Raw genomic sequence first — 22,113 nt, 5'->3', positions numbered from 1 at the left:
CTTCCCAAGGAACGGTGTCTCGCGGCCTGGGGGTCCGCAAGGTCCGGCGCCGATGTTCCCTCGGCTTACCGTGGCATCTAAGCAGGGATGCGCTCGGCCGAAAATAGGTCATATATGCTGACATATTTCCTGTCGGAAGCACCGCAGCAATCGCGCCAACTCGTTCCCGCCGGCCGCCATTTGGGTTCTATCCTTACGCGCGCCATCGGCACGCTATCGCAGGTCGCCCCTCTTCGCGTCCGACCGCCGTTTTTCCGCACCGCGACTCGGGCGCCATACTGGCTTGGCTCGCCCTCACCCGTTAGTCTGCCGCCAGTTTCCCTTCCGAAGAGCCCGCCCCATGACGAAGCCGGTCGATCCCAGCACCCTGCCCTACCGCCCCTGTGTCGGCATCTGTCTGCTGAACGCCCAAGGCCTGGTGTTCGTCGGCCAGCGGCGTGACACCCCTGGCGCCTGGCAGATGCCCCAGGGCGGCATCGACAAGGGCGAGACGGCGGCGGAAGCCGGCCTGCGCGAACTGATGGAGGAAATCGGCACCGACCACGCCACGATCCTGGAGGAAACGGCCGAGTGGCTGCGCTACGACCTGCCGCCCGAACTGGTGGGCGTGGCATGGAAGGGCAAGTACCGTGGCCAGAAGCAGAAGTGGCTGGCCTGCCGTTTCACCGGCCAGGACGGCGACATCAACCTGGACACCGAGCACCCCGAGTTCGACGCCTGGCAATGGGTGCCGCTGGAACGGACGGTCGACCTGATCGTCCCCTTCAAGCGCGACATCTACACGCAAGTGGTGGCCGCCTTCCGACACCTGGTTTGAGGCTGTAAAAGCAGAAACGCCGCCCGGGTTGCCCTGGGCGGCGTCTTCTTTTCCAACGCGAGGAAACGTCTTCAGGCGGCCAGGGGCGGCACGCCAGCCTTCTTCATCATGCGCTTGTAGGCGTAGCGCGAGGCCACGTCGTGCAGCCAGCCTTGGGGCTTCAGGCCGCTGGCCTTGAACACCATGGCGACCATGCGGTCCAAGTGGTGGGGACGGTAATAGCTGTAGGCCCGGCGCACGTAGTTGGCGAAGGCCGTCTCGCGGTGATAGGGCGCGCCCTCGTCATTGTTGGCGGCGTGATAGGCGAAGGACAGCTCATCATCCTCCGTCTCGTTGATGCGCGAGAGGGAGATGCGCAGGCGGCCGAACTTGCCCAGGCGCTCCTGGGTCAGATAATCGCCCAGGTAATCGTAGAACAGCTTGTAGTGCCGGAATTCATCGGCCGCGATGTGGCGGCAGATCTGCTTCAGCACCGGCTCATCCGTGGCCTCGGCCAGGGCGGTGTAATAGCTGCTGGTGCCGGTTTCGACGATGCAGCGCGCCACCAGTTCACCGGCGCGGGAGCCGCGCACCGACTGGCTGACGTCGATGTCGATCTTGTAGCCTTCGCGGAAGCGTTTCACCGCCGCCTGGAAGTTCCAGCTGGGGTCCACGCGCTCGGCCCAGGCGCCCAGGGCCTCGCCATGCTGCACTTCCTCAACCGCCCACTGGCGGGCCGTCCGGCAAAACTCCGCGTTGTCGGCGAAGACATTGCACAGGTAGTCGGCGTAGCTGTCACCGTTGTACTCCACCAAGGCGGCGGCCTTGATGAGCTTCAGGATATCGGGGTTGACCTTGGACCGGTCCAGCTTGTCCCAGGGCAGGCCGGCAACCGTCCAATGACCGTTGCGGGAGTCCGTAGTCTGAGATTCCGTGCCGTTGACGTCTGCCATGCGCGTTCCGTTCTTCGTGCCCCAGGGCCGGCGCCTTCGCTTCCGGGTGCCGGCATCCGATGACCATTATACGGGCCCGATGCCGCCGCCGTGCCCCCACTGCGACGATCGAACCCCACTCAATTCGAAAAGGTCCGCCCGGAAACAAGAAAGCCGGCGGGCTTTTCGCGACGCCCCACCGGCCGGTATGCCACAAATTCGTAACACCCGCCAAGCTCGGCAAGGCGCCAAGCTAGCACGATGCCGCCGATCGGCAAAATGCCCACCCGTCAAGGGTGGAACTATTGTGCTAAATCAAGGGGCTGGGCTTACGTCCTAGGCGGTCTGCCTAAGGGCGAAGGGGGCTAGGCACGATGTCCTAGCCCCCTTCGGACCCTTGCGATTCGCTCTCAACTACCCGAGACCAACCCTTAGTGGGCGGCCGGGCCGGTGCCGAGGGCTTCCAGCTTGGCCTGGGCGACCAGCAGCTTCGCCTCGGCGGCGCGCTTCTCGACGTCGGTGGCGGCGTCGGCCACGTCCTCCGCCAGATCCTTCACCTGCTGCTCCACGGCCGCACGGTCCAGGGCCGCGACCTCGATCGCCTCTTCCGCCAGCACGGTGCAGCGCGTCTCGGTCACCTCGGCGAAGCCGCCGGCGACGAAGATGCGGTTGCTGATGGTGGTGATGCCATCGAGGTAGATGTCGATGACGCCCGGCTTCAGCGTGGTGATCAGGGGCGCGTGGCCCGGCAGGGCGCCCAGGTAGCCTTCAGTGCCCGGGACGACCACCATGTCGACCGGCTGGGAAACCAGCAGCTTTTCCGGCGACACCAGCTCGAATTCAACCTTATCGGCCATGATGGGGCTTCCGTTCAGCGACTTGTTCAGTCGTGCGATTCACGGCCTTGCGACCGACCGCACGGGTAAGAAAACGGACGGAAGGGGCACGCCCCTTCCGTCCTGGTACACGTCAGGCGATCAAGCGGCCTCGGCGGCCATCTTGCGGGCCTTCTCGACGGCTTCCTCGATGGTGCCGACCATGTAGAAGGCCGCTTCCGGCAGGTGGTCGTACTGGCCGGCCACGATGCCCTTGAACGCGCGGATGGTGTCTTCCAGGCTGACCAGCACGCCGGGGGTGCCGGTGAACACTTCGGCCACATGGAAGGGCTGGGACAGGAAGCGCTGGATCTTACGGGCGCGGGCGACCGTCAGCTTGTCCTCTTCCGACAGTTCGTCCATGCCCAGGATGGCGATGATGTCCTGCAGCGACTTGTAGGTCTGCAGCACCTTCTGCACCGAGCGGGCCGTCTGATAGTGCTCCTCACCCACGACGCGCGGGTCCAGCGCGCGGGAGGTGCTGTCCAGCGGGTCCACGGCCGGGAAGATGGCCTGCTCGGCGATGGCGCGGCTCAGCACCGTCGTGGCGTCCAGGTGGGCGAACGAGGTGGCGGGGGCCGGGTCGGTCAGGTCGTCGGCGGGCACGTACACGGCCTGCACCGAGGTGATCGAGCCCTTCTTGGTGGAGGTGATGCGTTCCTGCAGGGCGCCCATGTCGGTGGCCAGCGTGGGCTGGTAACCCACCGCCGACGGGATGCGGCCCAGCAGCGCCGACACCTCGGCACCCGCCTGGGTGAAGCGGAAGATGTTGTCGATGAACAGCAGCACGTCCTGGCCTTCCTCGTCGCGGAAGTATTCCGCGATGGTCAGGCCGGACAGGGCGACGCGGGCGCGGGCCCCCGGCGGCTCGTTCATCTGGCCGTACACCAGGGCGACCTTGGAGCCCGGGCCGTCGAGCTTGATGACGCCCGATTCGATCATCTCGTGGTACAGGTCGTTACCCTCGCGGGTACGCTCACCCACGCCGGCGAAGACCGACACACCACCGTGCGCCTTGGCGACGTTGTTGATCAGCTCCATGATGGTGACGGTCTTGCCCACGCCGGCGCCGCCGAACAGGCCGATCTTGCCACCCTTCAGGTACGGGGCCAGCAGATCGATGACCTTAATGCCCGTGACCAGGATCTGCGCGTCGGTCGCCTGCTCGGCAAACTCGGGCGCGGACCGATGGATGGGGTAGGTCTTCTCGGACGCGACGTCGCCACGCTCGTCGATCGGCTCGCCGATGACGTTCAGGATGCGGCCCAGGGTATTGGGGCCCACCGGCATCTGGATGGGCGCGCCGGTGTCGGTCACGGCGCCGCCGCGGACCAGGCCGTCCGTGCTGTCCATGGCGATGCAGCGCACGGTGTTCTCACCCAGATGCTGGGCGACTTCGAACACAAGGGTCTTGCCCTCGTTCTGCGTGTGCAGGGCGTTCAGAATGGCGGGCAGTTCGGCATCGAACTGCACGTCCACCACGGCGCCCAGCACCTGCGTGATACGGCCGACGGCGTTGGTCGCCTGGTTAGTCGTAGCCATGGGGTAAGCTCCCTCGGACCCTTGCGAATGTTGTCGTGGCGCCGTCAGACCGCTTCAGCACCGGAGATGATCTCGATCAGCTCCTTGGTGATGAAGGCCTGGCGCGTGCGGTTGTAGTTAAGCGTCAGCTTCTTGATCGTATCGCCGGCGTTGCGCGTGGCGTTGTCCATGGCGGTCATCTGCGCGCCGAAGAACGAGGCCGAGCTTTCCAACAAGGCGGTGTACACCTGGATGGAAAGGTTGCGCGGCAGCAGATCGTTGAGGATGTCCTCCTCCGACGGCTCGAACTCGTAGATGGCCTTCGGCTCGGCGGAGGCCGGGGCCTCTTCCGTCGTGGCCGCCACGGCGAACGGGACGATCTGCTGAACGGTGACGATCTGCGTCATCGCCGACTTGAACTTGTTGAAGATGATGGAGGCGACGTCGAACTCACCGGCGTCGAACAGCTCCAGCACCTTGTCCGCGACCTGGGCCGCGTCGGCGAAGCCCAGGCGCTTGCCGCCCAGGTTCTCGTAGCTGTGGACGATCATCGTGCCGAACTCGCGACGCAGCAGGTCGCGGCCCTTCCGGCCCACGGTCAGCAGCTTCACGGTCTTGCCTTCGCCCGTCAGGCGGGCAACCTGGCGCTTGGCCTCGCGGACGATGGTGGCGTTGAAGCCGCCGCACAGGCCGCGGTCGCCGGTCAGGACGATCAGCAGATGCGTCTTGTCGGAACCGGTGCCGGCCATCAGCTTCGGGCCCTGCGCACCCGCCGGCACGTTGGCGGCGAGGGAGGAGAGCATGCGGCCCATGCGCTCGGCATAGGGACGCCCGGCCTCGGCCTGTTCCTGGGCGCGGCGCAGCTTGCTGGCCGCCACCATCTTCAGGGCCGAGGTGATCTTCTGCGTCGACTTGACGCTGTCGATCCGGATCTTGAGGTCCTTAAGGCTGGGCATGCCGTGCCTTCACTTCCTTGACAAGGTCCCTTGTGGGGAGAACTGGACTGGAGGGCGGCCCCCCGTGGGAGCCGCCCGCCGCTACGGAGATCAGGCGAAGACCTTGGAGAAGTTCTCCAGGAAGGCCTTCAGCTTTTCCTCGGTGTCCTTGCTGATCTGCTTGTCGGTGCGGATCGCGGTCAGGATGTCCTGGCCCTTGCTGCGGATCTCGTCCAGGAAGCGCGCCTCGAAGCGGTTCACGTCCTCGACCTTCACCTTGTCCAGGAAGCCCTTCACGCCGGCGAAGATGGAGACCACCTGCTCTTCCACCGGCAGCGGGCTGTACTGCGGCTGCTTCAGCAGCTCGGTCAGGCGGGCGCCACGGTTCAGCAGGCGCTGGGTGGCGGCGTCCAGGTCCGAGGCGAACTGGGCGAAGGCGGCCATTTCGCGGTACTGGGCCAGTTCCAGCTTAATGGTGCCGGCGACCTGCTTCATCGCCTTGATCTGGGCGGCGGAGCCGACGCGGCTCACCGACAGGCCGACGTTGATGGCCGGGCGGATGCCACGGTAGAACAGGCCGGTTTCCAGGAAGATCTGGCCGTCGGTGATGGAGATGACGTTGGTCGGAATGTAGGCCGACACGTCACCCGCCTGGGTCTCGATGATGGGCAGGGCCGTCAGCGAGCCGGCGCCGTAGCCGTCGGCCATCTTGCAGGCGCGTTCCAGCAGGCGGCTGTGCAGGTAGAACACGTCGCCGGGGTAGGCTTCGCGGCCCGGCGGACGGCGCAGCAGCAGGGACATCTGACGGTAGGCGACGGCCTGCTTGGACAGGTCGTCGTACACGATCAGGGCGTGCATGCCGTTGTCGCGGAAGAACTCGCCCATGGCGCAGCCGGTGTAGGGCGCCAGGTACTGCAGCGGCGCCGGCTCGGACGCGGTGGCGGCGACGACGATGGAGTATTCCATCGCGCCGGCTTCCTCCAGCGTCTTCACGATCTGGGCGACCGTGGAGCGCTTCTGGCCGACGGCCACGTAGATGCAGTAGAGCTTCTTGGATTCGTCGCCGCCGGCGTTGATGCCCTTCTGGTTGATGAAGGCATCGATGGCGACGGCGGTCTTGCCGGTCTGACGGTCGCCGATGATCAGCTCACGCTGGCCACGGCCGACGGGCACCAGGGCGTCCACGGCCTTCAGGCCGGTCTGCATGGGCTCGTGCACCGACTTGCGCGGGATGATGCCGGGGGCCTTCACCTCGACGCGCTTGCGCTCGACGTCGACCAGCGGACCCTTGCCGTCGATGGGATTGCCGAGGCCGTCCACGACGCGGCCCAGCAGGCCGCGGCCCACCGGAACCTCGACGATGGCGCCCGTGCGCTTCACCGTGTCGCCTTCCTTGATGGCGCGGTCGTCGCCGAAGATCACGGCGCCGACGTTGTCGGCTTCCAGGTTCAGGGCCAGGCCCTGAATCCCGCCCGGGAACTCGACCATCTCACCGGCCTGGACCTTGTCCAGGCCATGGATGCGGGCAACACCGTCGCCGACCGAGAGCACCTGGCCCACTTCAGCAACATCGGCCTCGGTGCCGAAATTCGCGATCTGCTGTTTCAGGATCGCGGAAATCTCTGCGGCGCGGATTTCCATCAGCCCACCCCTTTCATGGCGATTTTCAGCTTGGTCAGTTTGGTGCGCACGGAACTGTCGATCATGCGCGATCCGACCTTAACGATCATGCCGCCCAGCAGCGTCGGGTCGACGCTGGCGGCGACGGAGACTTTGGAGCCCAGGGACTTCTTGAGCGCGTCGGTCACGGCCGACAGCTGCTCCTCGGTCAACGGACGGGCCGAGATGACGGTGGCCGTCTCCTCGCCGCGGCGCTGGGCCAGCTCGGCAAGGAAGGCGGCGATCATGCCATCGAGGGCGAAAAGCCGGCGGTTCTGGGCGACCAGACCAATAAACTTGCGCACAAGCTCGGACGTGCCCGCCTGTGACAGCACCGCGTCCATGGCGCGGGCCTGCTCGGCACGCGACAGGACGGGGCTGCGCACAACGCGACGCAGATCCGCGCTTTCGGCGAGAATCTGCTTGAGCGACGTCAGGTCCTGCGCGGTTTGGTCCAGCGCCTTCTGCTCGTCGGCAAGGTCGAACAGCGCCGCCGCGTAGCGGGCCGCCAGTCCGGATACGACTGTCCCTTGGGATGCCACCTGGAAACCTCGGTTAATCCGCAGACCTGAAGGATTTCAGGGCCTTAGCAATGTGGGTCCGAACCGGGTGAAAACCACCCCGGCGTCGGGCGTCGTGCACATAACACAGGGCGCCGCAGGGCGCAACTCCATCACTCCATCCAAAGCATACTATCCCACGGGTGAGCGGGTGGCTTTAAGGCGCCATTAACAGTTGGGGCCGCATAGTCCCCTCATCGCGCCAAAGCCACCCGGCGCACTGACGAAAAAAGTCCGGAACCTTCCGGGCCCCTCCGATCCAGGGTGGCAGAGTGCTGGTGAGTCATGACTGTCGTCCCCTTCTCCTCTGCCCGCTTCACCCCCTTCGATCTGACCGAGTGGAACAGCGTCGCCCAGCCCAAGCTGGAGCGGGGCCTGTGGGAAACGGTCACCCGGCACACCGCGCCCGACCATGATCAGCTGATCGTGCGCTTCCCCAACCTGGACCGCCCGGTCTTCCGGTTCGAGCGTGACCGCCGCGGCACCTATCGCCTGTACTTCAACGATCGCCGCGGCTGGTACTGCATCGGTACCGGCGAGAGCGCCGAGGAATGCCTGTCCGTATGGCGGGGCCGCGTGCCGCGCGCCACGGCCGAGGCCGGCGCGCAGGCGGGCCGCTGAGCGTCCGCCGCTATACTAAAGAACGAGGGGGCCCCGGGCCCCATCGAAGCCTGAGTTGCCTGGTGAGAACCCGTTTTTAGATGGCCTGAGGTTTATGGAGTCTTGGAGTCGCGTACCGGGTCGAGTGGCCTGGCGTTGCCTGGAACCAGAGTTGCCTGAACACCAGAGTCAGTAACGTTGCCTGATGTGACGACAGGGGGCAGACCAGCGCCCCCTTTGAGGGCGGACGGGACACTTAATCTCAGTTGTGATTAGGGGCGGAGCGGCGGCGCCAGCACACGGAAAGGCGCCGCCGTTTCCATATCCACCGGCAGCCGGGCGATGGTGTCGCCATCCCCCTGCACCGGATCGCCCGCCGGTCCCTCGATCCGCACCCGCACCGCCGGCACCACGCGGTACCCCGAGCCCCCCTTCGCTTCCGTCCAGCGGGCCAGCCGGCCCGTCACCAGCGCCGCGCCATAGCCCAGCGCCGCCAGCCGTCCGCCCACCTCGAACAGGCAGACGTGGAAGCCGCCTTCGTCCAGCCGGGCGTCGGGCGCGCAGACGAAGCGGCCGCCATAGAAATGGCCCTTGGCCACGATGCAGGACGCGGCCTCGTGCTCGCGGACCTGGCCGGCCGCGTCCGTCGTGATCACGCGATAGCGCGGGCTGGGCCAGCGCGCGATCTGCGCCAGGCTTTCCAGCACGTAGGCGCCCTTGCCGATACGGCGCTTCACCCCGGGGTCCACCCCCTCCACCACATGGGCGTCCAGGCCCACGCCGGCCATCATGGTGAACAGGCGGCCGTTGGCGCGCCCGGCGTGGATGGTGCGTGGCACCGCGCCCGCCAGGGTGCGCGCCAGCTCGGCCACGCCGGAGGGCAGGTCCAGTTCCGCCGCCAGCACATTGGCCGTGCCCAGGGGGATCAGTCCCAGGGCCGGGGGCGACAGGGTCGGCGCCGCCAGGAGGCCATTCACCACCTCGTTGATGGTGCCGTCGCCGCCCGAGGCCACGACGGCATCTGGGAGGCGCCCGTCCGTCAGCGCGCCGGAGGCGGCCAAGCCCGCCAGGCGTTCCGCATCGCGCGGGCCGGTGGTTTCCACCACCGCCACATCGGCCCCGCCTTGGCGCAAGGCATCGACCACCCGCCCCATCAGGCCCCGCCGGCGGCGGCCCGCCACAGGATTGTGAATGATCAATAGTCGGCGCGCGGGCGCGGACATAGGTTCCGTGACAGCCAAGTGAAGGACGGAAGACATATTTATGAATGCCCCGTGAATATATGGTGAAGTCCTTGAACTCGCCTTCATCACCATTTGTCTTGCCCTACATGCTGCGGTATAGCCCTGTCAACATTACTATTGATTGTCTGCGTGGGTCATCTCGGGGGCGTAGCATGGAGACGGACATGGAGACGGAACACGAGGCCCCGCGGCGATACCGCAGCATATGGCTCTCCGATCTGCATCTGGGGACCCGCGGCTGCCAGGCCGACATGCTGCTGGATTTCCTGAAGCACACCGAGTCGGAATACCTGTACCTGGTGGGCGACATCGTCGACGGGTGGCGCCTGAAGAAGGGCTGGTACTGGCCGCAGGCCCACAACGACGTGGTGCAGAAGGTGCTGCGCCGGGTGCGCAAGGGCACCAAGGTTTTCCTGATCCCGGGCAATCATGACGAAGTCTTCCGCGACTTCATCGGCCTGCAGTTCGGCGGCGTCACCATCCTGGAGGACGCGGTCCACACCACCGCCGACGGCCGCCGCTTCCTGGTGCTGCACGGCGACCTGTTCGACGCGGTGGTGAAGTACGCCAAGTGGCTGGCCTATGTCGGGGACAGCGCCTACACGGTGCTGCTGACCCTGAACACCTGGCTGAACGCCGCCCGCCGCCGCTTCGGCTTCCAGTACTGGTCGCTCTCCGCCTACCTGAAGAACCGCACCAAGAAGGCGGTGGAGTTCATCGGCAATTACGAGCAGGCGCTGGCGGACGAGGCCAAGCGCCGCCAGGTCGACGGCATCATTTGTGGCCACATCCACCACGCCGAGATGCGTGACATGGGTGGCGTCCTCTACTGCAACGACGGGGACTGGGTGGAATCGTGCACCGCATTGGTCGAACACGCCGACGGCACGTTGGAGATCATTCATTGGGCGGACGAAGTGCGCAAGCGCGCGGCGGCGCGGCAGCCTGGGCAGCCGGGCGGGACGACGCAGAAGGCTGCAGCGTGAAAATCCTGATCGTCACGGATGCGTGGCACCCCCAGGTGAACGGCGTGGTCCGCACCCTGACCACGACGCGGGACGAATTGCGCCAGCTGGGCCATGAGGTCGAGGTCATCGCCCCCGACCGCTTCCGCACCGTGCCCATGCCCACATACCCGGAAATCCGCCTGGCGCTGAAACCCGGCGCCCGCCTGCGTCGCATGATCGACGAGATCCAGCCCGACGCCATCCACATCGCCACCGAGGGCCCCCTGGGCCTGGCCGCCCGGCGCTATTGCCTGCGCCGGCGCATCCCCTTCACCACCGCCTACCACACGCGCTTCCCGGAATACGTCCGCGACCGCTTCCCCATCCCGCTGCGCCTCAGCTATGCCCTGGTGCGCCGCTTCCACGCGCCGGCCTCCGCCGTCATGGTGGCGACGCCCTCCATCGAGAACGACCTGGTGGACCGGGGTTTCCGCAACATCAAACGCTGGTCGCGCGGCGTCGACACCGACCTGTTCCGCCCGCGCGAGAAGGACTTCCTGCCCTTCCCCCGCCCCATCTTCATGTATGTGGGCCGGGTGGCGGTGGAGAAGAACATCGAGGCCTTCCTGTCGCTCGACCTGCCCGGCACCAAGGTGGTGGTGGGCGGCGGCCCGCAGCTGGACGAGCTGAAGGCCAAGTATCCGGCCGCCCGGTTCGTCGGGCCCAAGCATGGGGAAGAGCTGGCCAGGCACTACGCCGCCGGCGACGTCTTCGTCTTCCCCTCGCGCACCGACACCTTCGGCCTGGTGCTGCTGGAGGCGCTGGCCTCCGGCGTGCCGGTGGCGGCGTACCCGGTGCCGGGGCCGCTGGACGTGCTGGCGGGGTCGGACGTGGCCGTGCTGGACGAGGATTTGCGCAAGGCCGCCCTGGCCGCCCTGGAGATCCCGGGCGACAAGTGCCGCCGCCACGCCCTGACCTTTTCCTGGTCCGCGTCGGCGGCGCAGTTCCTGAACAACCTGCGTCCCTTCCGCGGCCATCCGGCGCTGGACCCGGTCCCCGTCCTGGACGTGGGCTTGGCCCCCGGGGCGGACGAGGCCAAGAAGGCCAGTTGAACCCCCACGTGACCCCCCGCTGGCACAATTGACCTGCATTCGTTGAAGCGGGCGCGGGGCCGGTGCTAGGGTGGCGGCGACCGCGGCGGGCCCGTCCCGCCGCCCTATCCGTTTCCCTGACACGACCGGTATGCTGGAAGCGCTTTATCGCGGGCTGACCGCCCTGGCCGGCCCCGCCGTCCGCCGCCTGCTGGACCGGCGGCTGGCCGCCGGCAAGGAAGATCCCCACCGCCTGCCCGAGCGCCTGGGCCACGCCGGTCTGCCCCGTCCCCCGGGACGGCTGATCTGGCTGCATGCCGCCAGCGTGGGCGAATCCATAGCCGTGCTGCCCCTGATCGACCGGCTGCTGGCGCTGACGCCCCGGCCCACCGTGCTGGTCACCACCGGCACCGTCACCTCCGCCACCCTGATGGCGCAGCGCCTGCCGGCCGGGGCCATCCACCAGTTTGTGCCCGTGGACCTGCCGGCGGCGGTGGCGCGCTTCATCGACCATTGGCGGCCCGACGCCGCCCTGTGGATCGAATCGGAGTTCTGGCCCAACCTGCTGCGCGCCCTGCGCAAGGCCAAGGTGCCCACCGCCCTGGTGAACGCCCGCCTGTCCGCCGGCAGCCACCGCAACTGGCGCCGCGCGCCCCGCACCGCCCATCGCCTGCTGTCCACCTTCCGCCTGGCGCTGGCCCAGACGGCGACGGAGGCGGGACGCCTGCGCGACCTGGGCCTGGCCGACGTGCGCTGCGTCGGCAACCTGAAATACTCCACCAGCCCCCTGCCGGCGGATCCGGCGGCCCTGGCCGCCCTGCGGACCGCCGTGGCCGGCCGCCCCGCCTGGGTCTTCGCCAGCACCCACCCGGGCGAGGACGACTTGGCCGCCCAGGCGCACCAGCGCCTGGCCCCCCGCATCCCCGGCCTGCTGACCCTGGTGGTGCCCCGTCACCCCGCACGGGGGCCGGAGATCGCCGCCGCCTTCCAGGCCCAAGGCCTGACCGTCAGCCGCCGCGCCGGCGGCGCCCTGCCGGCGGCGGCCGACGCCCTGCACGTGGCCGACACGCTGGGCGAGTTGGGCCTGTTCTTCCGCTTGGCGCCGGTGGCCGCCGTCGGCGGATCCTTCGTGCCGGTGGGCGGGCACAACCCCATCGAGCCGGCACAGCTGGGGGCCGCCATCGTCTACGGCCCGCACATGCATAATTTCGCGGAGATCGCCGCGACCCTGGAGGCGGCCGGCGGCGCCCGGCGGGTGCCGGACGGGGCGGGCCTGGCCGAGGCGGTGCACACCCTGCTGACCGACCCGGCCGCGCGGGACGCCCAGGCCGGCGCCGCCAAGGCGGTGGCCGACGACAACCGCGACGCCGTGGACCGGGTGATGGCCGCCCTGGCCCCCCTGCTGGCCGAGGCCGGCCTGCACACCGCCGGGGATGGCCGGTGAAGGCCCCCGGCTTCTGGTACCAACCCGCCGGGCCGCTGGCGGCGCTGCTGAGCCCCCTGGCGTGCCTCTACGCCCTGGGAGCCCGCCGGCGGCAGGCCAAGGCCGCGCCCCAGGGCGCCGGCATCCCCGTCATCTGCGTCGGCAACCTGGTGGCGGGCGGCGCCGGCAAGACGCCGGTGGCGCAGGCGGTCATGCGCGCCCTGCGCGCCCGGGGCGTCCAGGCCCATTATCTGTCGCGCGGCTATGGCGGCCGCCTCACCGGTCCCCTGCGGGTCGACCCGGCCGAGCATTGCGCCGCTGACGTGGGGGATGAGCCGCTGCTGCTGTCGCGCACCGCCCCGGCCTGGATATCGGCCGACCGCCTGGCCGGCGCCCGCGCCGCCCGTGACGGTGGTGCCCAGGCCTTGGTGATGGACGACGGCTTCCAGAACCCGGCCCTGGCCAAGGACCTGTCGCTGCTGGTGGTGGACGGCGGCGCCGGCTTCGGCAACGGCCACGTCATCCCGGCCGGCCCCTTGCGCGAGCCGCTGGCCGATGGGCTGGCCCGGGCGCGGGCGGTGGTGATCGTGGGCGCGGACCGCACGGGCGCCGCGGTCCAGGTGGCCGGGCTCGCCCCCACACTGCCCATCCTGACCGCGCGGCTGGTGCCGGACGCGGCCGTGGCCGCCGGGCTGGCCGGGCGGCCGGTCCTGGCCTTCGCCGGCATCGGCCGGCCGGGCAAGTTCTTCGACACCTGCCGTGAGCTGGGCCTGACGATGACGGAGGCGCTGCCCTTCCCCGACCATCACCCCTATGCCGAGGCCGAAATCGCCCGCCTGGTGGACCGCGCCAGCGCCCTGGGCGCGGTGCCGCTGACGACGGAGAAGGACTGGGTGCGACTACCCGCCGCGTACCAAACGGCCATAAAGGCCCTGCCCGTGGTGCTGGCCTTCGACGACCCCGCCGCGCTGGACCGTGTTCTGGGGACGGTGTCCTAGAGACCCGGCTTCCCAGGACGGGGTGGGGGCCCGGGCGCCAGCCGGACCGGAGCGACCGACCCGCCGCGCTTGACCCACGGCGAAAAGCACCCGATAGCTGTAGCCGCCGTCGGCGTTGGGACCCGGCGGCCCCCGCTGTTGTCCGCCTTGGAGGTCGTCTTTCTGGGTTCGGATGGGGTGCCATCCCCAACCTTTCCAGGACGGCCGGCCCATCGCCATGGGGACCGGCACGGGAGTTTCCATGGCCGAGCACGGTACCCAGCCTTCCTCCCTGCGCTACGCCATCGAGGCGGCGGGCATCCGCGCCCTGTTCAGGCTGCTGGGCCTGCTGCCGGCCGACGTGGCGTCGGACTTCGGCGGCTGGGTCGGGCGCACCCTGGGACCGCGCATCGGCGGCAACGCCAAGGTGCTGCGCAACCTGGAACGGGCCATGCCCCAGCTGGACGCGGCGGGGCGCCGACGCGTGGCCCGCGACTCCTGGGACAACCTGTGCCGCACCCTGGCCGAATATCCCCACCTGAAGACCATCTCGCGCGAGTGGGAGCAGCGGGTCGAGCTAATCGGGGCGGAGCATGTGCGGGGCCTGGTGACCGACGGCAAGCCCGGCGTCATCCTGACCGGGCATTTCGGCAATTGGGAACTGGTGGCCATGACCGTGTTCAAGTGCGGCACCACCATGACGGCCATCTACCGCGCGCCCAACAACCCCTCGGTCGACAAGTTGCTGGCCGAGGCGCGGGGCGAGCTGGGCACCACACTGGTACCCAAGGGCCGCGCCTCGGCCAAGGGCATCCTGGCGGCCATGCGGGCGGGCGGCATCCTGGGCATCCTGGCCGACCAGAAGCTGAACGAGGGCATCGCCGTGCCCTTCCTGGGCCATGACGCCATGACCGGCACCATCGCCGGCGACGTGGTGGTGCGCCATGGCGCCGTCGTCGTGCCGGTGCGGGTGACGCGCAAGCCCAAGGGCGCCCGCTTCCGCATCGAGGCGTTTCCCCCATGGATCTGCCCGCCCCCACCGGGGACCGGCCGGCCGACATCCGCGCCATCACCGTGGTGGTGAACCAGTTGCTGGAGCGCTGGGTGCTGGAAAATCCCGGCCAGTGGCTGTGGACCCACCGGCGATGGCCTAAATAGGGCTCCCCCTGCTCAGAACAAGCTGCCCTGCCCGCCTGGGCGCGCCGCCGCACGCGGCTTGGGTGCGGGCGCAGGCTCCCGCGCTGGGGCGGGCGTCGGAACAGACGCTGGGGCCGGCGCCCCTTCCCCGTCCAGGGTGGCGCCCACGGCGCCATCGATGAACTCCACCCGCACGCGGCCGCCGGCGGGGGCGTCCGCCGCCTTGGTCACGGGGTGGCCCTCAGCGGTGGTGACCAGGGCGAAGCCACGGGCCAGCACCCCCCGGTAGGACAGCGTCTCCAGCAGCTTGGCCTGGCCTTCCAGGCGGCGGGCGCCATCGGCCACGGCGCGGCCGAAGCTGGCGTCCAGGCGGCGGCCGAGGTCGGCGAGGCGCGCCCCCCTTCCTCCGCCCGGCGCACCAGCGGCTGGGGCGTCAGGCGCTGGGCCAGGTTCTGGGCGCGGGTGGTGCGGTCGGCCAGCAGGCGGGTCACGCCGCCGGACAGGCCACGGCCGGCGATGTCCAGGCGGGCGTAGGCCAGGCCCAGCACCTGGGCCGGGTGGCGCAGGCCGGCGCCCAGCTTGGCCACCTCCGTCCGATGGCGGCGGATCAGGCCGGTCATGGACAGGGCCAGCCGTTCGCCCCGGTCGTCCAGGCGCTGGGCGCAGCCCTCCAGCAGGGCGCGGGGGTCGCCCAAGCCGCGCGCCAGCCCCTCCACCCGGTTGCGGCGCTCGGCCAGCAGGCGGTTGGCGGTCCCCTCCAGCCGGCGGCCGCATTCCATGACCTGGGCCATCAGCTCGGCCCGCACCGGCACCGCCATTTCGGCGGCGGCGGTGGGGGTGGGCGCCCGACGGTCGGAGGCGAAGTCGATCAGCGTCGTGTCGGTCTCATGCCCCACGGCGGAGATCAGCGGGATCTGGCTGGCCGCCGCCGCCCGCACCACGATCTCCTCGTTGAAGGGCATCAGGTCTTCCAGGCTGCCGCCGCCGCGCGCCACGATCAGCAGGTCCGGCCGGGGCACCGGGCCACCGGGGACGATGGCGTTGAAGCCCTGGATGGCGCGGGCCACCTGGGCCGCCGCCTGCTCGCCCTGCACCGCCACCGGCCACAACAGCACGTGGCGGGGAAAGCGGTCGGCCAGACGGTGCAGGATGTCGCGGATGACGGCGCCGGTGGGGGAGGTCACCACGCCGATGACGCGGGGCAGGAAGGGCAGCGGCCGCTTGCGCTGGGCATCGAACAGGCCCTCCGCCGCCAGCCGGCGTTTGCGCTCCTCCAGCATCTTGAGCAGCGCGCCCTCGCCCGCCAGCTCCATGGTCTCGATGATCAACTGGTATTGCGAGCGGCCGGGGTAGGTCGTCAGGCGGCCGGTGCACACCACCTCCATCCCGTCTTCCGGCTTCACGGCGAGGCGCATGACCGTGCCCTTCCAGCACACGGCCTCGATCACCGCCTGGTCGTCCTTCAGGCGCAGGTACAGGTGGCCGGAGGAGACGCGCTTGGGCTGGCTGACCTCGCCCCGCACGCGGACATAGCCGAACGTCTCCTCCACCGTGCGCTTCAGGGCGCGCGACAGGTCGGAAACGCTGAGTTCCGGCAGGTTGCCGCCAGCCACGGGCGTGGCGCCGGCATAGCCGAGATCGGCGGAGGAAGGCGGGGGTGAGTCGGGGAAGTCTTGAGTCATGGCGCGGGCATGATACAAGCACCCGCTCAACAGATGGAATCGTGATCGGGGGTAGAGGCGATGAAGATCCTGGTGGTCGGATCCGGCGGGCGGGAGCATGCGCTGTGCTGGGCCATCTCGGCCTCGCCCCTTTGCGGCACGCTATGGTGCGCGCCCGGCAACGCCGGCATCCGCGACGTGGCGAGTTGCGTGGACATCAAGGCCGACGACGTGGACGGCCTGGTCGCCTTCGCCACGGCCAACGCCGTGGACCTGGTGGTGGTGGGTCCGGAGCAGCCGCTGGTGCTGGGCCTGGTGGACCGCCTGACGGCCGCCGGCATCAAGGCCTTCGGCCCCAGCCAGGCCGCCGCCGCCCTGGAAGGCTCCAAGGGCTTCATGAAGGACATCTGCGCCAAGTACGGCGTGCCCACGGCCGCCTACCGCCGCTTCACCGATGCCGCCGCCGCCAAGGCCTATGCCACCGAACAGGGCGCGCCCATCGTGGTCAAGGCTGACGGCCTGGCCGCCGGCAAGGGCGTGGTCATCGCCATGACCCTGGCGGAGGCGCACGCCGCCATCGACGACGCCATGCTGCACGGCCGCTTCGGCAGCGCCGGCGCCGAGGTGGTGGTCGAGGAGTTCATGGACGGTGAGGAGGCCAGCTTCTTCGCGCTCTGCGACGGCACCCACGCCCTGCCGCTGGTGGGCGCGCAGGACCATAAGCGGGTGTTCGATAACGATCAGGGCCCCAACACCGGCGGCATGGGCGCCTATTCCCCCGCCCCCGTCCTGACGCCCGAGCTGCAGGACCGGGTGATGCGCGAGATCGTGGAACCCACGGTGCGAGGCATGGCGGCGGAGGGCAAACCCTTCACCGGCGTGCTGTTCGCCGGACTGATGATCGTTGCGAGCCGGGAAGGACCCAAGCCCCGCCTGATCGAATTCAACGCGCGCTTCGGCGACCCGGAATGCCAGGTGCTGATGCGCCGCCTGAAGTCCGACATCGTGCCGCTGCTGCTGGCCACCTGCGACGGGCAGCTGGACCATGTGGACGTTCGTTGGCACGACGACCCCGCCCTGTGCGTGGTGATGGCGGCCCAGGGCTATCCGGGTGATTATGTGAAGGACACCGTCATCGGGGGGCTGGAGGATGCGGGCAAGGTCGACGGGGTCACCGTCTTCCATGCCGGTACGAAAGCGGCCAAAACACCCGAGGGGGGCGACCGTGTGCTGGCCAATGGCGGCCGGGTGCTGGGCGTGACGGCCATCGGGGGGACGGTGGCGCAGGCGCAGGCTCTGGCCTATCAGGCGGTGGACCGCATCCGCTGGCCAGAGGGGTTCTGCCGCCGGGACATCGGCTGGCGCGCGGTTGAACGTGAAAAGGCCGAACGGGAACAAAAGCAGGGATAAGGCGGGCGCCCCAGGATGGGCCCCAGCCGTTTTTTCAGGGACACGAGATCATGAATCGCCAGGACCGCCGCCGCCGCATCGCGGAAATCTCCAAGGACGCCAATGCCGGCGCGCCCTTCGTCAACGACATGCGCGTGGCCGCCGACCTGCACCGCCAGGGCCGGCTGAAGGAGGCGGAGAACGCCTATCGCGCCATCATCCGCATCTACGCCGCCGTCCCGGAAATCCGCGTCGCCTGGTCCAACCTGGGCGCGGTGCTGCAGGGCCTGGGCAAGCTGGAGGAGGCGGTGACGGCGCTGAAGAAGGCGCGGTCGCTGAACCCCAACCACCCGCCGCCGCACCAGAACCTGGGCATGGCCCTGCTGGCCCAGGGCAAGGTGGATGAGGCGCTGGAAAGCTTCCGCCGCGCGGTGGAGCTGAACCCGCAGTTCACCGAGGCCTGGCACGCCCTGGGTGTGGCCTCGGGCCAGAAGAACGATCTGGCCGGGGCCGAGGACGCCTGGCGCCGCACGCTGGAACTGGACCCAAACCGGGCCGAGACCCGCTTCAACCTGGGCCTGATCCTGCGCAACACCGGCCGCCTGGACGCGGCCGCCGCCGAGTTCCACGCCTGCGCCACCCTGGACCCGTCCCAGGGTGACGCCCGGCTGGCCCTGGCCGACACCCTGATCGCCATGGGCCGCGCCGAAGAGGCCGCCCAGATCATCTGGGTGCTGATCCAGACCACGCCCGCGCATCCGGTGCCGCAGCAGTTCTACGCCCGCGCCCTGACGGTCATGGCGCAGATGGGCAACGGTGACGCCGCCGCCGACCGCGCCGACCAGTGGGCCGCCGCCTACCCCGACAGCGAGGCCGCCCGGTCGGTGAAGATCGCCTTCGACAATTACCGCGCTGAGAAGGCCGCCGCCGAAAATACTGCCGCCGAAACCAGGGCCGAGGAAGCCCCGGCGATCGAAGCCGCCGCCGAGCCCGCCGTGGAAAAGAAGCCCGAGGCCCCCGAGGCCTAAGACCCGGTCCGGTCCCGCCGCTGCTCGCGCGACGCCGCCACCCTCAGGCCGAGGATGCGCGGCGGGGGGCGGCGGCGGGACTCCTTCCACGCGATCCAGCATTGATGGACGACCCAGCCGGCCAGCACCGCCAGGCCCAGCGTCGCCATCGCCATCACCGCCCATTCCCATAGGTCCGCCCCGGCCACGATGGCGCGCAGGCCCTTGGACACGCCTTTCTGACGCCACAGGGTGAGGGCCATCGCCAGGAAATACAGGGCCGGCGCCAGAACGGGCAGCAAGGGCGCCAGCAGCAGGCTGTTCGCCTGGCCGTGGACGATGCGCAAGGGATGGCGCACCGTCGTCCATTCGCAGGACAGCGGCACCAGCACCGACACCGCCAGCCCCGCCAGGACGGTGATGGGCAGGAAGGCGTTCAGCGCCAACGCCATCGGCCAGCCGGCGGGCACGGTCACCAGCCCCACCGCCAGCACCAGCATGGCCAGCACCTCCAGCCCCAGCAGGGCGAAGGTGCCCCGCACCGTCCACAGGATGCGCCCCTGCTGCCCTGGCCGCACCCGCAGCACCCGCATGCCGGCGTCCTTATGGAACGGGGTGTCGCGCACCACCTCGCCCGTCACATCACCGCGCAAGGACCAATAGAAGGCGCCGTAGTCGTCCCGGTAGAGCGGCATGCGGTTCCCATCCCCTTGCTGTGGCGTGGTCGGCGGCGGCGATCAGCGGCGTTCCTTGAAGAAGTCCTGCAACAGCGCCCCGGCCCGCCGTTCCTGCAGCCCGCCGTAGGTGTCGGGCGCGTGGTGGCAGGTGGGCTGGCCGAAGAAGCGGGGACCATGCTCCACCGCCCCGCCCTTGGGGTCATAGGCCCCGAAGTAGACCCGCCGCAGCCGGGCGAAGCTGATGGCGGCGGCGCACAGGGCGCAGGGCTCCAGCGTCACATAGAGATCCAAGCCGGGCAGGCGCGGCTGGCCCACCGTGGCGCAGGCGGCGCGGATGGCCAGCACCTCGGCATGCGCCGTGGGATCGGCCAACTCCTCCGTCCGGTTGGAGGCGGCGGCCAGGACGGCGCCGGTGGCGGGGTCGACGATGACGGCGCCCACCGGCACCTCCCCCCGCGCGGCGGCGGACGCGGCCTCGGCGAAGGCGCGCTCCATGGGGGAAAGGTCCGGCTCGATCTCGTGGGTGGACGACAGCATGCCCCCAGCGTGGAGCAGGGCCGCGCGCGGCGTCAAGCGGCCGGGCGGCGCATCTGTCATCGGGCGAAGAGATCGATGCGGGGAACCGCCAGCCATGTCACATGCGGGGGCCCCACCGGCTTGGGCCGCCGCCGTCTGGCGCTTGGCAAGGCGGCTGGGCGCGCATACAGTCCGGCGCATGTCCGAGACCAAATCCCCCGAAAAGTCTGGCGCCGAGAAATCCGGTGAGCGCATCGCCAAGCGGCTGGCGCGCGCCGGCCTGTGCTCCCGCCGCGATGCCGAACGCTGGATCGCCGACGGCCGCGTGGCCGTGAACGGTCAGGTGCTGACCTCGCCCGGCGTGAACGTGCGGCCTGGCGACCGCATCGTCGTCGACGGCCAGGTTCTGCCCGAGCAGGAACCGACGCGCGTCTGGCGCTATCACAAGCCCGCCGGCCTGGTAACCACGGCACGTGATGAGCTGGCCCGCGCCACGGTGTTCGACCGCCTGCCCGACGGCATGCCCCGCGTCATCTCCGTCGGCCGGCTGGATTTGAATACCGAGGGCCTGCTGCTGCTGACCAACGACGGTGAGCTGGCCCGGCACCTGGAGCTGCCGTCCACCGCCTGGCCCCGCCGCTACCGCGTGCGCGTGCACGGGACGCCGGATACGGCCAAGTTGGCCAAGCTGGCGGAAGGCATCTTCGTCGACGGCACCGAATACGGCCCCATCGAGGCCGTGCTGGACCGGGAGCAAGGCAGCAACGCCTGGCTGACGATGACCCTGCGCGAGGGCAAGAACCGCGAGATCCGCAAGGTGCTGGAGCACCTGGGCCTGACGGTGAACCGCCTGATCCGCGTCGCCTACGGCCCGTTCCAGCTGGGCAAGCTGGAAAAGGGCGAGGTGGAGGAAGTGCCGCGCCGCGTGCTGCGCGACCAGCTGCCCCAGTTCTTCCCCAAGGAAAGCGCCCAGGACCGCAAGGAGGCGCGCGCCACCAGGTCCGCGGCCGAGGTGCCGGCCCTGCGCTTCGACAAGGCGCCCAAGGCCAAGCCCGCCCCAACGGCGAAGACGAGCCCCGCGAAGACCGCGCCGGCCCGTACCCGGCGCGAGGACATGGCCGAAGTGCCGCGCCCCACCCGCGCCCCGGATCGAGCAACGGCCCGGCCCAACGCCCGGACCGTGGAGCGCCCGTCGGCCCAGGCCGACGCGGTGACGCGCACCAGGCGTCCGCCATCGACCGGCGACAGCGCCGCCGACAAGGCGCGCGCGCTGGCCCACGCCCTGGACCGGGCGCTGGACGGCACGCCCGACGATGACGAGGACAGGCACCCCGCCCGACGCCCGCGCAAGACGCCGGTGGCCCGCACCGCGCCCAGCCTGGGGGAGCGTGTCGACAGCCGCGCGCCGCCCAAGCGCGCGCCCACCAAACGCCAGGATGCCAAACGGGACGACACCAAGCGCAGTGAGGCCAAGGCGGCCCCGCGCGCCGGCAAGGCGGTGCCCGCCAAGGCCCCCAAATCGGCCGGTCCGAAGCCCGCTCGCCCCGCGCCTAAGGGCAAGCCGGCGCCCAAGGGCAAGAAGACCTGATGCGCATCGTCGGCGGGCGGCATCGCGGGCGGACCCTGGCGGCCCCCGGCGGCCGGGACGTGCGGCCCACCAGCGACCGCACGCGCCAGGCCCTGTTCAACATCCTGGAGCATGGCGACTTCTTCGCTGACGAGGGCCCCACGGTGGAAGGGCGGGTGGTGCTGGACGCGTTCTGCGGCACCGGCGCCCTGGGGCTGGAGGCGCTGTCGCGCGGGGCGGAGGCGGCCCTGTTTCTGGACGTCAGCCGCGCCTCGCTGGACCTGGCGCGCGCCAACGCCGCCACGCTGAAGGAAACCGGCCGCTGCCAGTTCATCCAGGGCGACGCCACCAAGGCGCCCCCCTTGAACGCGCAGGCCTCGCGGCATGCCGCCGGCCTCACTTTCCTGGACCCGCCCTACGGCCAGGGCCTGGCGCCCCGCGCGCTGGAAAGCCTGGTGGTCGGCGGCTGGCTGGCGCCGGAAGCCCTCTGCGTGGTGGAGATCGGCGGCGACGACGCCTTCGAGGCGCCGGTAGGCTTTGAGACCTTGGACGAGCGCCGCTATGGCGACACGCGCGTCCTGTTCCTCAAGCGGGGATGA

The 22,113-nt window shown here is 69.8% G+C and carries 23 protein-coding genes; 12 read left to right on the top strand and 11 right to left on the bottom strand.

Features of this window, described 5'->3' with window-relative positions; translation table 11 throughout:
• Positions 1 to 340: 340 nt before the first annotated feature.
• Positions 341 to 817 carry an RNA pyrophosphohydrolase gene (locus tag UAJ10_RS13740; protein ID WP_322915863.1) on the top strand — a complete coding sequence of 159 codons (477 nt, stop codon included), beginning with the start codon at positions 341 to 343 and terminating at the stop codon, positions 815 to 817.
• Positions 818 to 888: 71 nt separating this feature from the next.
• Here UAJ10_RS13740 and UAJ10_RS13735 read toward each other — a convergent pair whose 3' ends face one another.
• From UAJ10_RS13735 to UAJ10_RS13710, 6 genes are all read right to left on the bottom strand, one after another.
• Positions 889 to 1,749, bottom strand: coding sequence for a ferritin-like domain-containing protein (locus tag UAJ10_RS13735; protein ID WP_322915862.1), 861 nt, complete (start codon positions 1,747 to 1,749; stop codon positions 889 to 891).
• 410 nt (positions 1,750 to 2,159) lie between these two features.
• Positions 2,160 to 2,585 (bottom strand): F0F1 ATP synthase subunit epsilon, encoded by a 426-nt coding sequence (locus UAJ10_RS13730; RefSeq protein WP_322915861.1) that lies wholly within the window; start codon positions 2,583 to 2,585, stop codon positions 2,160 to 2,162.
• Positions 2,586 to 2,705: 120 nt separating this feature from the next.
• On the bottom strand, positions 2,706 to 4,145 hold the full coding sequence (gene atpD / locus UAJ10_RS13725) for a F0F1 ATP synthase subunit beta (RefSeq protein WP_322915860.1): 1,440 nt from the start codon (positions 4,143 to 4,145) through the stop codon (positions 2,706 to 2,708).
• A gap of 44 nt (positions 4,146 to 4,189) precedes the next feature.
• The gene (locus tag UAJ10_RS13720; RefSeq protein WP_322915859.1) at positions 4,190 to 5,080 is read right to left on the bottom strand and encodes a F0F1 ATP synthase subunit gamma; all 891 of its coding nucleotides are present in this window, start codon (positions 5,078 to 5,080) and stop codon (positions 4,190 to 4,192) included.
• Positions 5,081 to 5,170: 90 nt separating this feature from the next.
• Positions 5,171 to 6,700 carry a F0F1 ATP synthase subunit alpha gene (atpA, locus tag UAJ10_RS13715; protein ID WP_322915858.1) on the bottom strand — a complete coding sequence of 510 codons (1,530 nt, stop codon included), beginning with the start codon at positions 6,698 to 6,700 and terminating at the stop codon, positions 5,171 to 5,173.
• Entirely contained in the window at positions 6,700 to 7,260 is a 561-nt protein-coding gene (locus tag UAJ10_RS13710; protein WP_322915857.1) for a F0F1 ATP synthase subunit delta, read from the bottom strand. The genes atpA and UAJ10_RS13710 overlap by 1 nt, the downstream gene beginning before the upstream one ends.
• 303 nt (positions 7,261 to 7,563) lie before the next feature.
• On the opposite strand from UAJ10_RS13710, the gene UAJ10_RS13705 reads away from it, so the two are divergent.
• Positions 7,564 to 7,899, top strand: coding sequence for a hypothetical protein (locus UAJ10_RS13705; protein WP_322915856.1), 336 nt, complete (start codon positions 7,564 to 7,566; stop codon positions 7,897 to 7,899).
• 251 nt (positions 7,900 to 8,150) lie between these two features.
• Here the strand turns inward: UAJ10_RS13705 and UAJ10_RS13700 are convergent, their stop codons facing one another.
• The gene (locus UAJ10_RS13700; protein ID WP_322915855.1) at positions 8,151 to 9,101 is read right to left on the bottom strand and encodes a diacylglycerol/lipid kinase family protein; all 951 of its coding nucleotides are present in this window, start codon (positions 9,099 to 9,101) and stop codon (positions 8,151 to 8,153) included.
• A gap of 185 nt (positions 9,102 to 9,286) precedes the next feature.
• Between UAJ10_RS13700 and UAJ10_RS13695 the strand changes: the two genes are divergently transcribed.
• The 6 genes from UAJ10_RS13695 (at position 9,287) to UAJ10_RS29890 (ending at position 14,718) form a co-directional block, all read left to right on the top strand.
• Complete coding sequence (locus tag UAJ10_RS13695) at positions 9,287 to 10,108, top strand: UDP-2,3-diacylglucosamine diphosphatase (protein WP_145619967.1); 822 nt, start codon at positions 9,287 to 9,289, stop codon at positions 10,106 to 10,108.
• Complete coding sequence (locus tag UAJ10_RS13690) at positions 10,105 to 11,181, top strand: glycosyltransferase family 4 protein (protein WP_322915854.1); 1,077 nt, start codon at positions 10,105 to 10,107, stop codon at positions 11,179 to 11,181. Before UAJ10_RS13695 ends, UAJ10_RS13690 begins: the two co-directional genes overlap by 4 nt.
• 130 nt (positions 11,182 to 11,311) lie before the next feature.
• Positions 11,312 to 12,604 (top strand): 3-deoxy-D-manno-octulosonic acid transferase, encoded by a 1,293-nt coding sequence (locus UAJ10_RS13685; RefSeq protein ID WP_322915853.1) that lies wholly within the window; start codon positions 11,312 to 11,314, stop codon positions 12,602 to 12,604.
• On the top strand, positions 12,601 to 13,581 hold the full coding sequence (gene lpxK, locus UAJ10_RS13680) for a tetraacyldisaccharide 4'-kinase (protein WP_322915852.1): 981 nt from the start codon (positions 12,601 to 12,603) through the stop codon (positions 13,579 to 13,581). Before UAJ10_RS13685 ends, lpxK begins: the two co-directional genes overlap by 4 nt.
• Before the next feature lie 241 nt (positions 13,582 to 13,822).
• Positions 13,823 to 14,644, top strand: coding sequence for a lysophospholipid acyltransferase family protein (locus tag UAJ10_RS13675; RefSeq protein WP_322915851.1), 822 nt, complete (start codon positions 13,823 to 13,825; stop codon positions 14,642 to 14,644).
• Complete coding sequence (locus UAJ10_RS29890; protein WP_416235365.1) at positions 14,581 to 14,718, top strand: LpxL/LpxP family acyltransferase; 138 nt, start codon at positions 14,581 to 14,583, stop codon at positions 14,716 to 14,718. The genes UAJ10_RS13675 and UAJ10_RS29890 overlap by 64 nt, the downstream gene beginning before the upstream one ends.
• 12 nt (positions 14,719 to 14,730) lie before the next feature.
• Here UAJ10_RS29890 and UAJ10_RS13670 read toward each other — a convergent pair whose 3' ends face one another.
• The gene (locus UAJ10_RS13670) at positions 14,731 to 15,042 is read right to left on the bottom strand and encodes an exodeoxyribonuclease VII large subunit (protein ID WP_322915850.1); all 312 of its coding nucleotides are present in this window, start codon (positions 15,040 to 15,042) and stop codon (positions 14,731 to 14,733) included.
• Positions 14,925 to 16,379 (bottom strand): exodeoxyribonuclease VII large subunit, encoded by a 1,455-nt coding sequence (gene xseA / locus UAJ10_RS13665; protein WP_322915849.1) that lies wholly within the window; start codon positions 16,377 to 16,379, stop codon positions 14,925 to 14,927. The genes UAJ10_RS13670 and xseA overlap by 118 nt, the downstream gene beginning before the upstream one ends.
• 60 nt (positions 16,380 to 16,439) lie before the next feature.
• On the opposite strand from xseA, the gene purD reads away from it, so the two are divergent.
• Positions 16,440 to 17,768: a phosphoribosylamine--glycine ligase gene (purD, locus tag UAJ10_RS13660; protein WP_322915848.1), complete on the top strand. Its 1,329-nt coding sequence runs from the start codon at positions 16,440 to 16,442 to the stop codon at positions 17,766 to 17,768.
• 50 nt (positions 17,769 to 17,818) lie between these two features.
• Positions 17,819 to 18,775, top strand: a complete 957-nt coding sequence (locus UAJ10_RS13655) for a tetratricopeptide repeat protein (RefSeq protein WP_322915847.1) — start codon at positions 17,819 to 17,821, stop codon at positions 18,773 to 18,775.
• On the opposite strand, the gene UAJ10_RS13650 is transcribed toward UAJ10_RS13655, so the two are convergent.
• Together UAJ10_RS13650 and UAJ10_RS13645 are read right to left on the bottom strand one after the other, a co-directional pair.
• Positions 18,772 to 19,449 carry a hypothetical protein gene (locus tag UAJ10_RS13650; RefSeq protein WP_322915846.1) on the bottom strand — a complete coding sequence of 226 codons (678 nt, stop codon included), beginning with the start codon at positions 19,447 to 19,449 and terminating at the stop codon, positions 18,772 to 18,774. The genes UAJ10_RS13655 and UAJ10_RS13650 overlap by 4 nt on opposite strands.
• Before the next feature lie 42 nt (positions 19,450 to 19,491).
• The gene (locus UAJ10_RS13645; protein WP_322917323.1) at positions 19,492 to 19,926 is read right to left on the bottom strand and encodes a nucleoside deaminase; all 435 of its coding nucleotides are present in this window, start codon (positions 19,924 to 19,926) and stop codon (positions 19,492 to 19,494) included.
• Between the two features lie 220 nt (positions 19,927 to 20,146).
• Here UAJ10_RS13645 and UAJ10_RS13640 point away from each other — a divergent pair, with 220 nt between their 5' ends.
• On the top strand, positions 20,147 to 21,535 hold the full coding sequence (locus tag UAJ10_RS13640) for a pseudouridine synthase (RefSeq protein ID WP_322915845.1): 1,389 nt from the start codon (positions 20,147 to 20,149) through the stop codon (positions 21,533 to 21,535).
• On the top strand, positions 21,535 to 22,113 hold the full coding sequence (rsmD, locus tag UAJ10_RS13635; RefSeq protein ID WP_322915844.1) for a 16S rRNA (guanine(966)-N(2))-methyltransferase RsmD: 579 nt from the start codon (positions 21,535 to 21,537) through the stop codon (positions 22,111 to 22,113). The genes UAJ10_RS13640 and rsmD overlap by 1 nt, the downstream gene beginning before the upstream one ends.

The organism is Nitrospirillum guaranorum (assembly GCF_034653275.1).
GTDB lineage: Bacteria > Pseudomonadota > Alphaproteobacteria > Azospirillales > Azospirillaceae > Nitrospirillum.
Note: the sequence above shows the minus strand (reverse complement) of the source record. Positions and strands in the feature narration are given on the sequence as shown.

Coding starts and splice junctions, on each gene's coding strand:
- UAJ10_RS13740 (WP_322915863.1), top strand. CDS start 341: ATGACGAAGCCGGTCGATCCCAGCACCCTGCCCTACCGCCCCTGTGTC.
- UAJ10_RS13735 (WP_322915862.1), bottom strand. CDS start 1,749: ATGGCAGACGTCAACGGCACGGAATCTCAGACTACGGACTCCCGCAAC.
- UAJ10_RS13730 (WP_322915861.1), bottom strand. CDS start 2,585: ATGGCCGATAAGGTTGAATTCGAGCTGGTGTCGCCGGAAAAGCTGCTG.
- atpD (WP_322915860.1), bottom strand. CDS start 4,145: ATGGCTACGACTAACCAGGCGACCAACGCCGTCGGCCGTATCACGCAG.
- UAJ10_RS13720 (WP_322915859.1), bottom strand. CDS start 5,080: ATGCCCAGCCTTAAGGACCTCAAGATCCGGATCGACAGCGTCAAGTCG.
- atpA (WP_322915858.1), bottom strand. CDS start 6,700: ATGGAAATCCGCGCCGCAGAGATTTCCGCGATCCTGAAACAGCAGATC.
- UAJ10_RS13705 (WP_322915856.1), top strand. CDS start 7,564: ATGACTGTCGTCCCCTTCTCCTCTGCCCGCTTCACCCCCTTCGATCTG.
- UAJ10_RS13700 (WP_322915855.1), bottom strand. CDS start 9,101: ATGTCCGCGCCCGCGCGCCGACTATTGATCATTCACAATCCTGTGGCG.
- UAJ10_RS13695 (WP_145619967.1), top strand. CDS start 9,287: ATGGAGACGGAACACGAGGCCCCGCGGCGATACCGCAGCATATGGCTC.
- UAJ10_RS13685 (WP_322915853.1), top strand. CDS start 11,312: ATGCTGGAAGCGCTTTATCGCGGGCTGACCGCCCTGGCCGGCCCCGCC.
- UAJ10_RS13675 (WP_322915851.1), top strand. CDS start 13,823: ATGGCCGAGCACGGTACCCAGCCTTCCTCCCTGCGCTACGCCATCGAG.
- UAJ10_RS29890 (WP_416235365.1), top strand. CDS start 14,581: ATGGATCTGCCCGCCCCCACCGGGGACCGGCCGGCCGACATCCGCGCC.
- xseA (WP_322915849.1), bottom strand. CDS start 16,379: ATGACTCAAGACTTCCCCGACTCACCCCCGCCTTCCTCCGCCGATCTC.
- purD (WP_322915848.1), top strand. CDS start 16,440: ATGAAGATCCTGGTGGTCGGATCCGGCGGGCGGGAGCATGCGCTGTGC.
- UAJ10_RS13655 (WP_322915847.1), top strand. CDS start 17,819: ATGAATCGCCAGGACCGCCGCCGCCGCATCGCGGAAATCTCCAAGGAC.
- UAJ10_RS13650 (WP_322915846.1), bottom strand. CDS start 19,449: ATGCCGCTCTACCGGGACGACTACGGCGCCTTCTATTGGTCCTTGCGC.
- UAJ10_RS13645 (WP_322917323.1), bottom strand. CDS start 19,926: ATGGAGCGCGCCTTCGCCGAGGCCGCGTCCGCCGCCGCGCGGGGGGAG.
- UAJ10_RS13640 (WP_322915845.1), top strand. CDS start 20,147: ATGTCCGAGACCAAATCCCCCGAAAAGTCTGGCGCCGAGAAATCCGGT.
- rsmD (WP_322915844.1), top strand. CDS start 21,535: ATGCGCATCGTCGGCGGGCGGCATCGCGGGCGGACCCTGGCGGCCCCC.